14 protein-coding genes are annotated in these 13299 nt (G+C 69.6%); 5 read left to right on the forward strand and 9 right to left on the reverse strand.

From position 1 onward, the window contains the following. The first annotated feature begins 4 nt into the window (after positions 1 to 4). Complete coding sequence (locus HHL11_RS25335) at positions 5 to 232, forward strand: lipopolysaccharide assembly protein LapA domain-containing protein (protein ID WP_169421393.1); 228 nt, start codon at positions 5 to 7, stop codon at positions 230 to 232. 39 nt (positions 233 to 271) lie between these two features. Continuing rightward, entirely contained in the window at positions 272 to 649 is a 378-nt protein-coding gene (locus HHL11_RS25340) for an SHOCT domain-containing protein (protein WP_169421394.1), read from the forward strand. 5 nt (positions 650 to 654) lie between these two features. Here HHL11_RS25340 and lepB read toward each other — a convergent pair whose 3' ends face one another. The 3 genes from lepB to HHL11_RS25355 form a co-directional block, all read right to left on the reverse strand. Next, positions 655 to 1323, reverse strand: a complete 669-nt coding sequence (gene lepB / locus HHL11_RS25345) for a signal peptidase I (protein ID WP_169421395.1) — start codon at positions 1321 to 1323, stop codon at positions 655 to 657. Between the two features lie 73 nt (positions 1324 to 1396). Continuing rightward, entirely contained in the window at positions 1397 to 2545 is a 1149-nt protein-coding gene (locus HHL11_RS25350; protein WP_169421396.1) for an MFS transporter, read from the reverse strand. Between the two features lie 60 nt (positions 2546 to 2605). Next, positions 2606 to 3130, reverse strand: coding sequence for a MarR family winged helix-turn-helix transcriptional regulator (locus HHL11_RS25355; protein ID WP_169421397.1), 525 nt, complete (start codon positions 3128 to 3130; stop codon positions 2606 to 2608). A 109-nt stretch (positions 3131 to 3239) separates the two neighbouring features. Between HHL11_RS25355 and HHL11_RS25360 the strand changes: the two genes are divergently transcribed. Further along, a complete protein-coding gene (locus HHL11_RS25360) occupies positions 3240 to 4355 on the forward strand; it encodes an ABC transporter substrate-binding protein (RefSeq protein WP_169421398.1) in 1116 nt (371 codons plus the stop codon). Between the two features lie 24 nt (positions 4356 to 4379). Beyond that, a complete protein-coding gene (locus tag HHL11_RS25365) occupies positions 4380 to 5354 on the forward strand; it encodes a Bug family tripartite tricarboxylate transporter substrate binding protein (protein ID WP_169421399.1) in 975 nt (324 codons plus the stop codon). A 1-nt stretch (position 5355) separates the two neighbouring features. Here the strand turns inward: HHL11_RS25365 and HHL11_RS25370 are convergent, their stop codons facing one another. Next, a complete protein-coding gene (locus tag HHL11_RS25370; RefSeq protein WP_169421400.1) occupies positions 5356 to 5727 on the reverse strand; it encodes a hypothetical protein in 372 nt (123 codons plus the stop codon). A gap of 83 nt (positions 5728 to 5810) precedes the next feature. Here HHL11_RS25370 and HHL11_RS25375 point away from each other — a divergent pair, with 83 nt between their 5' ends. After that, complete coding sequence (locus HHL11_RS25375; RefSeq protein ID WP_169421401.1) at positions 5811 to 6476, forward strand: glutathione S-transferase family protein; 666 nt, start codon at positions 5811 to 5813, stop codon at positions 6474 to 6476. A 9-nt stretch (positions 6477 to 6485) separates the two neighbouring features. Here the strand turns inward: HHL11_RS25375 and HHL11_RS25380 are convergent, their stop codons facing one another. The 5 genes from HHL11_RS25380 to HHL11_RS25400 all read right to left on the reverse strand — a co-directional run bounded on the left by HHL11_RS25380 (position 6486) and on the right by HHL11_RS25400 (position 13231). After that, positions 6486 to 8639, reverse strand: coding sequence for an ATP-binding protein (locus HHL11_RS25380; RefSeq protein WP_169421402.1), 2154 nt, complete (start codon positions 8637 to 8639; stop codon positions 6486 to 6488). 99 nt (positions 8640 to 8738) lie between these two features. Next, the gene (locus HHL11_RS25385; RefSeq protein WP_169421403.1) at positions 8739 to 9692 is read right to left on the reverse strand and encodes a tripartite tricarboxylate transporter substrate binding protein; all 954 of its coding nucleotides are present in this window, start codon (positions 9690 to 9692) and stop codon (positions 8739 to 8741) included. Positions 9693 to 9717: 25 nt separating this feature from the next. Next, entirely contained in the window at positions 9718 to 11193 is a 1476-nt protein-coding gene (locus HHL11_RS25390) for an NAD-dependent succinate-semialdehyde dehydrogenase (protein WP_169421404.1), read from the reverse strand. Next, a complete protein-coding gene (locus HHL11_RS25395) occupies positions 11187 to 12206 on the reverse strand; it encodes a dihydrodipicolinate synthase family protein (RefSeq protein WP_169421405.1) in 1020 nt (339 codons plus the stop codon). The genes HHL11_RS25390 and HHL11_RS25395 overlap by 7 nt, the downstream gene beginning before the upstream one ends. Positions 12207 to 12223: 17 nt before the next feature. After that, entirely contained in the window at positions 12224 to 13231 is a 1008-nt protein-coding gene (locus tag HHL11_RS25400) for an ornithine cyclodeaminase family protein (RefSeq protein ID WP_205964647.1), read from the reverse strand. Positions 13232 to 13299: the final 68 nt, after the last annotated feature.

The following is a 13299-nucleotide window of genomic DNA, read 5'->3' on the forward strand; positions in this document are numbered from 1 at the left end:
AGCCATGACCCGTTACCTCTACATCGCCCTGGCCGTCGTCCTGGTCGCCCTGGTGCTGCTGTTCAAGGTGCAGAACACCGACTCGGTGACCGTGTCGCTGTTCTCGATGCAGGCCACGATGCCGACCTCCGTGATGGTCCTCGGGGTCTACGTGCTGGGCATGTTCACCGGCGGCTTCGTGCTGGGTTTCCTGCGCACGCTGACCCACAAGGCCACCGCGCGCGGCGCCTGATTCCCCGTTCCACGTCCACCTTCAAACAGGAGAAACGCAATGAGCAATTTCTGGGACTTCGTGCAACTGCTGATCTGGAGCTTCTTCCTCCTCTTCTACCTGCTCGTGCTGTTCCAGATCATCGGTGACCTGTTCCGCGACACGCAGATGGGCGGCTTCGCCAAGGCGATCTGGCTGATCTGCCTGTTCGTCTTCCCCATGATCACCGCGCTGATCTACATCATCTCCCGCGGCCGGAGCATGGGCGAGCGGCAGCGGGCGAGCATGCTGCGGGTGAAGGAAGAGACCGATGCCTACATCCGCGGCGTGGGAGGCAAGTCGCCCGCCGACCAGATCGCCGCGGCCAAGGCCTTGCTGGACGCCAACACGATCACGCAGGACGAGTTCATGCAGCTGAAGGCCAAGGCGCTGCAGTAGCGGCGCTACTCGATCGCCTTCGCAAACCTCCCGAACCGCGGCTGCCAGCTGGCCAGGATGTCGGCCGACACCAGCAGGTGGTGCGCGCGGCCGATCAGCAACTGTCGCGGCACGAAGCCGATGTAGCGCGAATCGGCGCTGTCGTCGCGGTTGTCGCCCAGCATGAAGAACTGGTCCGGCGGCACCACGGTGGCGGCGAAGTCGCGCCGCGCGGCCACCGCGGGCAGGAACTGCACGGCGTGCTCGCGGTGCGGCAGGGCTTCGGTCGCGCGGACCGCTTCCGTCCAGGCTTCGGTGCCGACCGGCTCGCGCACCGTCTGCGTCTCCGAATAGCTGCAGGGCTTGCCGTTGACGTACAGCACTTCGTCGCGCATCGCGATGACGTCGCCCGGCAGGCCGACGATGCGCTTGATCAGCCGCTCGCCGTCCTTGGGCGAATGGAAGGTGACGACGTCGCCGCGCTGCGGCTCGCCCAGCCGCGCCAGCGAAACATCCGTCAGCGGCACCTTGAGGTCGTAGGCGAGGCGGTTGACCAGCACCACGTCGCCTTCCAGCAGGGTGGGGCGCATGGAGCCGGAGGGAATGGGGTTGTAGTCCGCGATGGCGGTGCGGAACAGGCCGAAGCCGATCAGGAACAGCAGGAAACCGCGATTGCGGCGCAGCCAGGCGATCATGGAACTCTCGATGCAATGGGAAGCGAAGTCGGCATCTTCGCCCGGCCGCGAAATGGCTGCAAGCCGGCCCCGATCAGCCCCGCGCGGCGAGGGCCCGCCGTGACAGCGCGCTGACCATCACCGCGAAGACGATCACCACCAGCAGGCCCGTCGCCAGCGAGCGCGCTTGCGCGATGAAACCGATCATCGGCGGCCCGGCCATCAGGCCGAGATAGCCGAGGGACGACACGGCGGCGATGCCGTGCGCCGGCGCGATGCCCGGCACCTGCGCGGCGGCGCTGAACAGCACGGGCACGACATTGGCGAAGCCCAGGCCGACCAGCGCGAAGCCGGCGAGCGCGATCCACGGCGTCGGCGTCGCCAGGGCCAGCGCCATGCCGGCCGCGGCGACCAGGCCGCTCGTTCGCAGCAGGGTGACCGGCGCGGTGCGGGCCCGCACCCAGTCGCCGCCGAAACGCCCGGCCGCCATCGCAGCGCTGAAGCTGGCGTAGGCGAGGCTGGCGGTGCCAGATGGCGTGGCAAGGTCCTGCCGCACGTACAGCACGCTCCAGTCGTACATGGCGCCTTCGGCGATCAGGCCCATGGCCGCCAGCAGGCCCAGCAGGAGCAAGGGGCCGGTCGGCACGCTCAAGGGCGAGCCGCCCGAGGCGCCGTGCCTCTGCAGGCGCAGCATGAAAGGACTGGCCGAAAGCGCCAGCAGGGCCAGTACGAGGGCGGCTCCTGCCAGGTGCTCCAGCACCGACACGCCCGCGCGCGCCAGCAGGCTCCAGGCGCCGGCACCGACCATGCCGCCGAGGCTGAACATGCCGTGGAAGCCGCTCATCAAGTGACGCTTCGCCTCGCGCTCGATCGCGCTGGCCTCGTCGTTCATTGCCACGTCGAACAGCGCGGCCGCGACGCCGTAGGCCAGCATCAGCACCAGCAGCCATGCGTAGGCCGAGGGCAGCAGCAGGCTGCCGATGGCCACCGCTGCCATGCAGGCCATGAGCGGGATCACGCGTTGCGGCGCCTGCCGGGCCAGCAGCTTGCCCGCGAACAGCAGCGCGACGACCGAGCCGATGCCACCGGCCATCATGGCGATCGCCAGCGCGCGCTCGCCCAGGCCGTAGTGCAGCTTGACGTTGGGCACGTGCACGCCCCAGGTGGCGAACAGGGCGCCGGCGACGAAGAACTGCGTGCGCAGGGCGGGGATGGCGGTGCGGAGGGCGGGAGGGGCGGACATGCAGGCGCGGGATTCTAAGAGCGGCGACGTGTCGCGCGGTGCGCAGCGAAGCTGCGCACCCTACAAGGACTCGTCGCTGGCGCGCGCGCGCGCGCGGCCGCGGTCGGCGCTGACGTCGAGGAAGATCGAGCGGTTCACCGTGTCCGCATGTTGCGTGAGGACCGTGAGGATTTCGTCCAGCGCGTCCAGCTGCTTGGCGTCCAGCACCGACACCACCTGCCGGTTCACTTCCGCGATCAGCGGAAACAGCTCGCGGTGCAGCTCCAGCCCCTTGGGCGTGGCCGCGATCACGGCGAAGCGGCGGTCGCCGTCCTGCACTTCGCGGCGCACCAGCTGCTTCTTCAGCAGCGCGGCGACCACCCGCGATGAGCGTGCGACGTCCAGGTGCGCCACCTCGCCCAGGCGCGAGGGCGAGATGGAGCCGGCTTCGACGACCAGGGTCAGCAGCCGGAACTCGCGCCGCGTCACGCCATAGCGTCCTTCACACAGCCGGATGACGGGCGCGCCCGCCAGCGCCAACAGTCGCAACAAACGGTAATTGAGCAGGTCGTCCGGCGCCTGGGGATCACGCAGCGCAACACTCATTCGACGTTTTTCGTGGATTCATTAGATGAACTATCAACCCGGCCGGGAAGATTCCCCGCAAGGCGCGCCCCCGGCGAGGGGGCGCGCGTGCATTTTGCGGGAGACAGCCGTGTTGGTACGAAGTTTTACTCTGGGTGTGGCGCTGCTGGCGTCCGCGCTCGCGCATGCCGAGATCGTGATCGGCCAGGTGTCGCCCACCAAGGGGCCGCTGGCGGTCACCGCCGTCGGCAACTACGAAGGGGCGCTGGCCTATTTCGAAACGGTCAATGCCCAGGGCGGAATCAACGGGCAGAAGATCCGGTTCGTGCACGAGGACGACCAGTACAAGCCCGAGGAAACCGTGCGCCTGGTCGAAGTGATCGCCGAGCGCGACAAGCCGCTGGCCTTCGTCAACCTGTTCGGTTCCGCAAACGTACTGGCGCTGCAATCCAGCAAGGTGCTCGAGCGCTTCAAGATCCCGGCGATCGGCGCCACGCCCGGCGCCGAGGGCATGCGCACGCCGGGCAGCCCGTGGATCTTCCACGTGCACGCGGGCGACCGCGCGCAGATCCGGCACATCCTGCAACACCTGACCACGATGGGCATCACGCGCATCGCCACGGCCTACCAGGACAACCCGATGGGCAAGAGCGGGCTGGCCCACTTCGACGAAGCGGTCGGCGAACTGAAGGTCGACGTCGCAGGCCGCGTGGCGGTGCCGCCGGTGGGCGAGCAGCTGGCCGCGACGGCGAAGAAGCTGCAAGCCACCGGTGCGCAGGCCTACGTGATGATCCTGGTCCGCAACAGCGGCGCCGCGCTGGTGCGCGACGTGCGCGCGGGCGGCGACCGCACGCCTATGTACGCGATGTCCTATGTTCCGGCCGAAGCCATCCTCGAAAAGGCGCCGCTGGAGTCGGCGGTGGGCGTGGGGCTGGCGCAGGTGATGCCCAGCGCCTTCGCGGAAAAGTCCTCGCTGACGCGCGACTTCCACGCGGCCATGCGCAAGTACGTGCCGAAGTCCGAACCTTCGAACCCGCACCTGACGGGTTACGTCGCGGCCCGCGTGGCCGTCGAGGCGATCCGCAAGGCCGGTCCCGCGCCGACGCCGGAGAAGGTGGCCGCGGCGATGCGCCAGCTGAAAATCGACCTGGGCGGCCTGCCGGAAGATTTCACGAACGGCGGCAACGTGGGCACGCAGTGGGTGGACATCGGCGTGGTCGACCGGCGCGGCCAGTTGCTGCAGTGAAGTGAACAGGCAGGAAAACAGGACATGAACATCGTTGCAAACTTGCGCGCCGCCGGCGCGATCGCCCTGCTGGCCACCGCGGCCGGCGCCGCGCAGGCCCAGGCCTGGCCGGCCGGGCCGGTGCGCCTGCTGGTCGGCTCGCCGCCCGGCGCGCCTTCGGACATCACGGCGCGCCTGTTCGCCGACCAACTGGGCAAGCTGGTGAAGCACCCGGTGGTGGTGGAAAACCGCCCCGGCGCCGGCAACAGCCTGGCCGCCATGGCCGCAGCCAATGCGCAGGCCGATGGCAGCACGCTGGTGCTGAGCCCGGACACCGTGCTGACGGTCAATCCGCACGTGTACAAGTCGGGCAACTTCGACCCGCGACGCGACCTGGCCAACGTCACCATCCTCGCGAGCTTCTCGCAGATGCTCGTGTGCCATCCCTCCGTGGGCGTGAAGTCGGTCGCCGAACTGGTGGCCAAGGCCAAGGCCGGACGCGTGACCTACGCATCGGGCGGCCCGGGCGTGCCGGGCCACCTGGCCACCGAGATGTTCCTGGACGCGGCGCATGTCCGCATGGACCACATCCCCTACCGCGGCCCCGCGCCGGCGACGCAGGCCGTGCTGGCCGGCGAGGTGGACTGCGGTTTCCTGGCGACGCCCACCGTGCTGCCGCAGGTCAAGGCCGGCAAGCTGGTCGCGCTGGCCGTGTCCTCGCAGACGCCTTCGCCGCTGGCGCCCGATGTGCCGACGCTCGCGACGGCGCTGCGCCAGCCCGGCCTGGACGTGAGCTTCCGGCTGGTGCTGCAGGCGCCCAAGGCGACGCCGCCGGCCGTGCTCGCCGAGATCGAGAAGCGGTCGCGCGAGGCCATGCAGTCGCCCGAGCTGCGCGCGAAGCTGCCGGGCCACGACCTCACGGCGGTCGGCAGCAGCAGCGCCGACGCCCGCCAGGTCATGGACGCCGAGATGGTCCGCTGGGAGCCGCTGGTGAAGCGGCTGGGCCTGAAGGCCGACTGAGCTACTTCGTCGGCGCCTTCTTGCGCGAATTGCGCGCGGCCTCCACGGCCGCGGCCTGCTCGGCGTGCTTCTCCGCGCGCGAACGGCGGGCCTTGGGCTTCTTGATGGCGTCGTGCGCATCCTTGGTGGCCTTGGGTTTTTCCTTGGCCTGCGCGTGATGCGTGCGCACCAGCTTGTCGACGGCGCTCTTCTTGGGCTCCAGCGCCTGCGCCTTGCGCTTTTCCCGCTCTTCCTTGAGGTGCTGGCGCTCTTCGGCGAGCGCCTTCTCGTCGGCGGACGGCTCCTGGCCGTCGCCACGGCTCATCATGGCGCGATGCAGCGCCTGGCCGTTCTCCGAGATCCGCTTGGTCAACGATGCTGTGCGAATGGGCATGGCTGCTTCCTCGTGGTGGGGCGGAACGCCACTGTAGGCCAATTCGGATACGCTCGGTAGCTCCCCCAACCGGAAGCTCAACGATGCCGCTCGTCCTCTACGGCCACCCGTTCTCCTCGTACACGCAGAAGGTCCTGATCGCGCTGCACGAGAACGCGATCCCGTTCGAATTCCGCTGCCTCGAGCCGGACCAGCCGGAGCACATGGCGGACTGGATGAAGCGCTGGCCGCTGCGCAAGTTTCCCTTGCTGCTGGACGGCGGGCGCGAGGTCGTGGAGACCAGCATCATCATCGAGTACCTGCAGCTCGCGCATCCGGGCCCGGTGCGGCTGTTGCCGGCGGACCCGATGGCGGCGCTGGACGTGCGCTTCCTCGACCGCTTCTTCGACCTGCACGTGATGACCCCGATGCAGCACGCCGTCGGTGGCGCGCTGACCGGAGACGATGTGAAGTGCAAGGAGGCGCGTGCGCACGCGGAGGAAAAGCTGCAGCTGGCCTATGAGTGGCTGGAAGCGAAGTTGCTGCCGGGCCGCCCGGCCTGGGCGGCGGGCCCGGATTTCACGCTGGCCGATTGCGCTGCAGCGCCGTCGCTGTTCTATGCGGACTGGACACACCGGATTCCGGAGACGATGCCGCTGCTACGTGCTTATCGCGCGCGCCTGCTGGCGCGGCCTTCGGTGGCGAAGGCGGTGGATGGCGGGCGGCCGTACCGGCACTACTTCCCGCTGGGCGCGCCGGACCGGGATTGAAGCGCGCCGCTAGGCGCGGGCCAGGCTTTCGGCCACGGGCAGCTGCAGTTCGAACCGCACGTGGCGGCCGTCGTGGCTATAGGCCAGCGTGCCGCCGTGCTCCTGCGCGATGCGCGAGGTGATGTAGAGCCCGAGACCGAGGCCGGTGCGGTTCACCAGCGAGGAGTCGCGCCGGCGCTTGAAGGCCGCGAACAGGTCCGCGGCGACCTCCGGCGGAATGGGCGGGGCGACGTTCGCGACGGCGATGTCCGCCTTCGCCTGCTGCGCTTGCAGCGTGACCTCGATGGCATGGCCCAGCTGCCCGTAGTGGCGGGCGTTGCTCACCAGGTTGCCCACGGCCTGCGCGATGCGCACCGGATCGCCGCGCACGAACACGCCGTCCTGCAGCGCCAGGCGGATCTCCACCCCGGGGTGGCCGATGCGCGCTTCCTCCACCAGGTCCGCCACGAGCGCGCTCAGGTCCACGAGCCTGGCTTCGGCGGCGAGGGACTGGCCCGACTCGGCCCGGCTGAAATCCAGCACCTGGGACACCAGCCGCTGCATGCGGCCGGTCGTGGACGCGAGGCGCTCGCCGATCTTGGCCTCGACGTCCTTGGCCTTCAGCACGCCGGCCAGCATCGCCATCGCGTGCAGCGGATCGCGCAGGTCGTGGCCCAGCACCGCCAGCAGGTTCTGGCGGGCGGACTCCATTTCGGCATGGCGCACCGCGGCGATGCGGCGCAGCTCGTGCTGCAGCTGCCGCACCAGCCGCACCGTCACGTCGAGCCACGGCACCGCCTTGTCGCGCACCGTCTCCTGCCATTCGGCGAAGGAGCCGCGCGGCGTCAGCCGTGGGCCGTTCGGACCTTCGGCGTACTGTTTCTCCGGCTTGCCCGCCCAGCGCACGGTGCTCACCTGCTCGCGCCGCAGCGCGATCACGCAGGCGTTCGTGGCCGCGTCATGGCAGATGGCCAGCGCGCCCACCCAGGGGCCGATGCGCGCGCGCAAGGGCTCGGGCCAGTCCGTCCGGCAATCGGTCAGGCGCACGTCGTGGGACGCGGTGGCGAAATGGCCGGCGATGGCGCCGGCCTCGTCGGTCGTGACGCCGCCGGTCGCGATGACGCGGCTGTCCTGCGTGAGCACCAGGCCTTCGGCGCGCAGGATGGCCATCAGCGGCTGCTGGTGGCGGGCGAGCACGTCGAGGGGGTCGCCGCCGGCCACCAGCAGGTCGCCCGCCAGTTCGCCGATGGCCCGCGTGCCTTCGGTGATCCTGGCCGCGGTCTCCTGGCCCTCGATGGCCTGGACCCCGGATGCGACCAGCTGGGCCAGGACGTCGCAGGCCTGCCGCACCTCGTAGGGGACGCGCAGCGGCTGGCCGTGGTGGCAGGCGAGCAGGCCCCACAGCTTGCCCGCGACGACGATGGAAACGCTCATCGACGCGCGGATGCCCATGTTGCGCAGGTATTCCACGTGGATCGGCGATACGCTGCGCAGCACCGAGAACGACAGGTCCACCGGCTGCGCATCGCGCTGGACGAGCGCAACCGGGGTGTATTCGACGTCCGGGATGAGGCGCAGCGTGTTCAGCGTGTACAGGCGGCGCGCCTGCGCGGGGATGTCCGATGCCGGATAGCGCATGCCGAGGAAGGACTCGATGTGCGGCGCGCGATCCTCCGCCACCACGTCCCCGCTGTCGTCGTGCCGGAACACGTAGGCCATGACGCGGTCGAAGCCCGTCCAGCGCCGCACCTCCTGCACGGCCAGCCCCAGCAGCTGCTCGCGCGTGCGCGCGCGCTTGACGCGCTCGTAGGCGCGGCTATGCAGCGCGATGGACGATCCGGCCGCCACGCGCGGCTCGAACTCCACGAACTCGCGCCCGCCGTGGCTGTGGGCCACCATTTCCAGCACCGTGCCGTTCCAGGGCAGTTGCAGCGAGACCGGGATGTCCGGCGACAGCCGCAGGTCGGCCAGGAGTTCGAGGCAGCCGGCCAGCACGGGCGGCGCGAGGCCACAGGCTTCCAGCGGCAAGCCCGCGCCGGGCGTGGCGGCGAGGAGCAGGCCCAGGTTCGCGCTCCAGCAGTCGAGCCGCCCTTCGCGCAGCGCGAGCAGGCAGCCATGGGGCTGCACCGCGCCGGGGATGTGGATCGGTTCGTTCGCGCAGTTGTCGAGGGTGACTTCGTTCAACAAGGTCGGTCCCGGGCCTGGTGGCCGCAAGCCTCCATTCTGGAGGATCGGCCGGCCAGCCGGACCGGAACGCGCCGCGCCGGCGGCACCAGGCGTGAATTAGTCGAACTGCAGCTTCGCCTGTTTCGCGATGTTGCGGTAAAGAAGCAGCTCGTTGCGGATCTCCGCGCCCATCGTGGCGGGCGTGCCGCTGGTTTGCGGCGTCATGCCCATGTCCAGCAGCTTCCTCTGCACCGCGGGGTCATTGGCCGCTGCAACCAGTGCCTTGTTCAGCTTGTCCAGCACCGGCACGGGCAGGCCGGCGGGCGCGAGGTAGCCGGCCCAGGACTGCTGCACGAAGCCCTTCAGGCCGGCTTCGACCGCCGTCGGCGTGTTGGGGAAACGCAGGTCGCGCTTCTCGCCGGTGGTTGCCAGCAGCTTGACGCGGCCCGCATCGATCAGCGGCTTGGCCGCGCCGTCGAAGGCCAGGTCCACCATGCCGCCGGCCACGTCGTTCAGCGCCGCGCTGGTCGACTTGTAGGGGATGTGCACGAGGTAGGTGCCGCTGAGCGCCTTGAAATATTCGCCGGCGAAGTTGGCGCCGCTGCCGATGCCCGCGCTGCCGTAGCTCAGCTTGCCCGGGTTCTTCTTCGCGTAGGCAATGAACTCGGGCAGCGTGTTGGCCGGGATGCCGGGGCGGGTGACGATCTGCAGGCTGTAATGCGCGGCGATCCCCACCGGCACCAGCGCCTTCAGGACGTCGAAGGGCAGCTTGGGCTCGATGACCGGCAGGATGGCGTAGCTGGAGTTCGTGAACAGCAGCGTCGTGCCGTCGGCCGGCGACTTCATCACCGCGTCGATGCCGATGCGGCCGCCCGCGCCGGGGCGGTTGTCGATGATGAAGGTCTGGCCCAGCAACTGCGACATCTTGTCGCTGAAGATGCGCGCGGCCTGGTCGGTGGCGCCGCCCGCGGGGAAGGGGACGACGACCTTGATCACGGCGGGTTGCGCCAGGGCCAGACCGCCGGCGGCGGCCAGGGCCAGCGCCAGGAAGGCGCGACAGTATTGCTTCATGCTTGTCTCCGTGTTCGATTGTTGCCTAGGCGAAAGCCGGCGCCAGGCCGTCCCAGCACAGGTACTTGGTTTCCAGGAATTCATCGATGCCGTAGTGCGAGCCTTCGCGGCCCAGGCCGCTTTGCTTGACCCCGCCGAAAGGCGCGACTTCGTTCGAGATCAGCCCGCAGTTGACGCCGACCATGCCCGACTCGATGTGCTCCGCGGTGCGCCAGATGCGCGCCGCGTCGCGGCTGAACAGGTAGGCGGCCAAGCCGAACTCGGTGTCGTTGGCCATCGCGATGACTTCGTCGTCGGTCTGGAAGCGCACCAGCGGCAGCACGGGGCCGAAGGTTTCCTCGCGCGCGATCGCCATGTCGCCGCGCACGCCGGCCAGCACGGTGGGCTCGAAGAACGAGCCGCCCAGCGCATGGCGCTTGCCACCGGCCAGCACCTTGGCGCCACCGGCAATCGCATCACGCAGGTGTTCTTCCACCTTGGCGACCGCGCCACTGTCGATCAGCGGGCCGATCTGCACGCCGGCTTCCAGGCCGTTGCCCACCTTCATCTGCGCGGTGCGCCGGGCCAGGCGTTCGGCCAGCGCGTCGTGGATGCCGTCCTGCACCAGCACGCGGTTGGCGGCGATGCAGGACTGGCCGGTGTTGCGGAACTTGGCGTTCAGCACGCCTTCGACGGCCAGCTCCAGGTCGGCGTCGTCGAACACGATGCAGGGCGCGTTGCCCCCGAGTTCCATCGAGCACTTCTTGATGGTCGCGGCCGACTGCTGCAGCAGCACGCGGCCGACTTCGGTGGAGCCCGTGAAGGTGACCTTGCGCACCAGGCGATGGCCGGTGAGCGTGCCGCCGATCGCGCGCGTGTCGTTGCCGGTGACCACGTTGAACACGCCGGCCGGCACGCCGGCGCGCTGCGCGAGTTCGGCCAGCGCCAGCGCCGTCAGCGGCGTCTGGCTTGCCGGTTTCACCACCATGCTGCAGCCGGCGGCCAACGCCGGGCCGGCCTTGCGGGTGATCATCGCCGCCGGGAAGTTCCACGGCGTGATGGCGGCGCAGACGCCAATGGGCTGCTTCAGCACGACGATGCGTGCGGTGTCGCGCGGCGCCGGAATGACGTCGCCGCGCACGCGCTTGGCTTCTTCCGAGAACCACTGCAGGAAGGAAGCGGCGTAGTCGATCTCGCCCTTGGCTTCAGCCAGCGGCTTGCCTTCTTCCAGCGTGATGAGCGTGGCGAGGTCGTCCTTGTGCTGCACCATCATCTCGTACCAGCGGCGCAGGATTTCGGAGCGGTACCTGGCCGTGGTCTTGCGCCAGCCGAGAAAGGCTTGGTGCGCCACTTCGACGGCGTGCGCCGTCTCGGCTTCGCGCAAGCGCGGCAGCTCCGCCAGCACGCTGTCGTCGGCGGGGTTGCGCAGCGCGTACGTGCCGTGCGAGGTGGCGTGGATCCACTCGCCGCCGACGAAGGCGGCGGGGCGCAGCAGCGTGGGGTCCTTGAGCTGCTTCAGCATGGGTGGCGTCCCACCATGAAGGCGCTGTCCGGGTCGGAGGTGACCGGCAGGCCGGAGGCCACCAGGCCCTGGCGCAGCGACTTCATGAAGCGATCGGGCACGCGCATCGCGGGCGCGCGCAGCGGGCCGCCGTTGAAGCCGGCCAGCCAGTCCTGGTACTTCCACATGGAGCGGTTCAGCACGCCGGTGCCGGGCGCATAGCTGCCGGCCGCGGCGCCGTTGGCGTTGCGCGCGGGGTTGACCTTCCAGTACAGCTCCATCGCGGCTTCCCACTCGCCCCTGCGCGCCAGGTCGAAGGCGCGCGGGTAGTAGTCGGACATCCACTGCGTGTTGCTGGTGCCGGAGAACTGCAGCTTCATCAGGCTCATGAGCGGGATGGCGTCGCCTTCGATCGGGCTGCTGATCACCACCTCGTCCCGGAAGTGGTGGTACATCTCGCACAGGCCTGCGGGCAGCGGGAAGCCCTGCTCGGACTTGATGGCCACGATGTTGGGGCAGTCCTGCAGCAGCTTGCGCACCAGTTGCACGGAGATGCCGGCCGGGTGCACGCGCTCGAAGCCCCACAGCGGGATCGGGAACAGCATCACGGCCAGGTTGGTCGCGTCGCAGAAGGACTTGGTGTAGTCGTAGATCTCCTGCTCGGTCGTGGGCCAGAACTGGGGCGGGTACGACAGCAGCACGATGTCGGCGCCGGCCTTCTCGGCCAGCTGTGCGGCTTCGATGTTCTCGGCCAGCGTGCCGAAGGCGGCGTGGAAGAACAGGCCGAACTGGCCGCCGGCGGTGTCGCGCGCCCAGGCGGTGAACTGCGCGTTCTCCTCGGGCGTGATCGCCACTTCCGAGCACAGAAGCGTGTAGGAGTAGCCGAGCTTCCGGGCCAGCGCGACGTCATGGCGGATTCCCTTCTCGTTCAGCCGCTTCTGGTCGGCGGAGTAGCTGGGGATGGTGACGGCGGAGCACCCGACAAGGTGTTCACGCGCCCAGGCGCGGGCGTCTTTCTTCTGGTAAGCGGGCATGGTGTTTCCTTGGAGAATTACTTGACGATCGGCTGGATCGAACAGGCCATTTCGGAGCCGAGGCCCTGGGCCCGCGCGCGGGCCAGCAGCATTTCGGCGGTGATCACGTCCTGCAGCGCGGAGCCGACGGACTTGTAGACGACGATCGCCTCGGGGTCGCGGCGAGCCTGGCCCGAGACCAGCGCGGGCAGGTCGACCAGCTTCTTGCTGAAGTCGACGCCGGCGCGCGTGGCGGCCAGCATGTCGCCGGTGTCGTGCGCCACTTCTTCCGGCATGTCGGTGACGACCAGCGCGGCGCGGGCGATGACGCCGGTGTCCACCTCGCGCTGCTCGGGCAGCGTGGAGCCGATGGAGGCCACGGTCATGCCGGGCTCCAGCCATTCACCCAGCAGCACCGGGCTTTCGTCGCGGCTGCGCGCAGCGCACAGCACCACGTCGCTGCCAGCCAAGGCCTGTTGCGCGCTGGCGGCGGCTTCGACCTGCATGCCTTGCTCGGCGAACGAGGCGGCAAACTTCTCGCGGCTGGCCAGCGTGGGGCTGAAGACCTTCACCGAGGCGATGGTGCGCACCGCGGCCAGCGCGGTGAGCAGGCCGTGCGCTTCGAAGCCGGAGCCGATGACGGCGACCTTCAGGGCGCGGCGCGGCGCGGCCGCATCGACAGCGACCGCGGCGGTTGCGGCGGTGCGGATGCCGGTGATGCGGTTGCCGTCGATCAGGGCGGCGAGGCCCATGGTGGCCAGGTCGAACAGCGAGACCAGGTAGCTGGCGCGCTTGCCCTTGATCGAGGCGGCGATCAGCTTGCAGCCCATGTGCTTGCCGCTCGGCGACACGGCGGTCATGCCGCGCAGCCAGAGGCCGTCGCCGCGGGCCATCGAGCGGGGCGGCACCATGGCGGGCGCGATCGGGGCGGAATAGGCCGTGCGCAGGGCGTCGATGGCGGCGCGCCAGTCGGCAAGCGCGGCGACGTCGGCGTCGGTGAGGAAAAGGGTGGGCGGCACCTGCAGCGCCGCGTCGGAATGGCCCAAGGCTGTCTCCTGTACTTTGCCAATGCATCGTAGGGAGAGGGGGCGGGTGGGACGACTGGGCTTGCTGG

The organism is Ramlibacter agri, from assembly GCF_012927085.1.
In the GTDB taxonomy this organism is placed as follows: domain Bacteria; phylum Pseudomonadota; class Gammaproteobacteria; order Burkholderiales; family Burkholderiaceae_C; genus Ramlibacter; species Ramlibacter agri.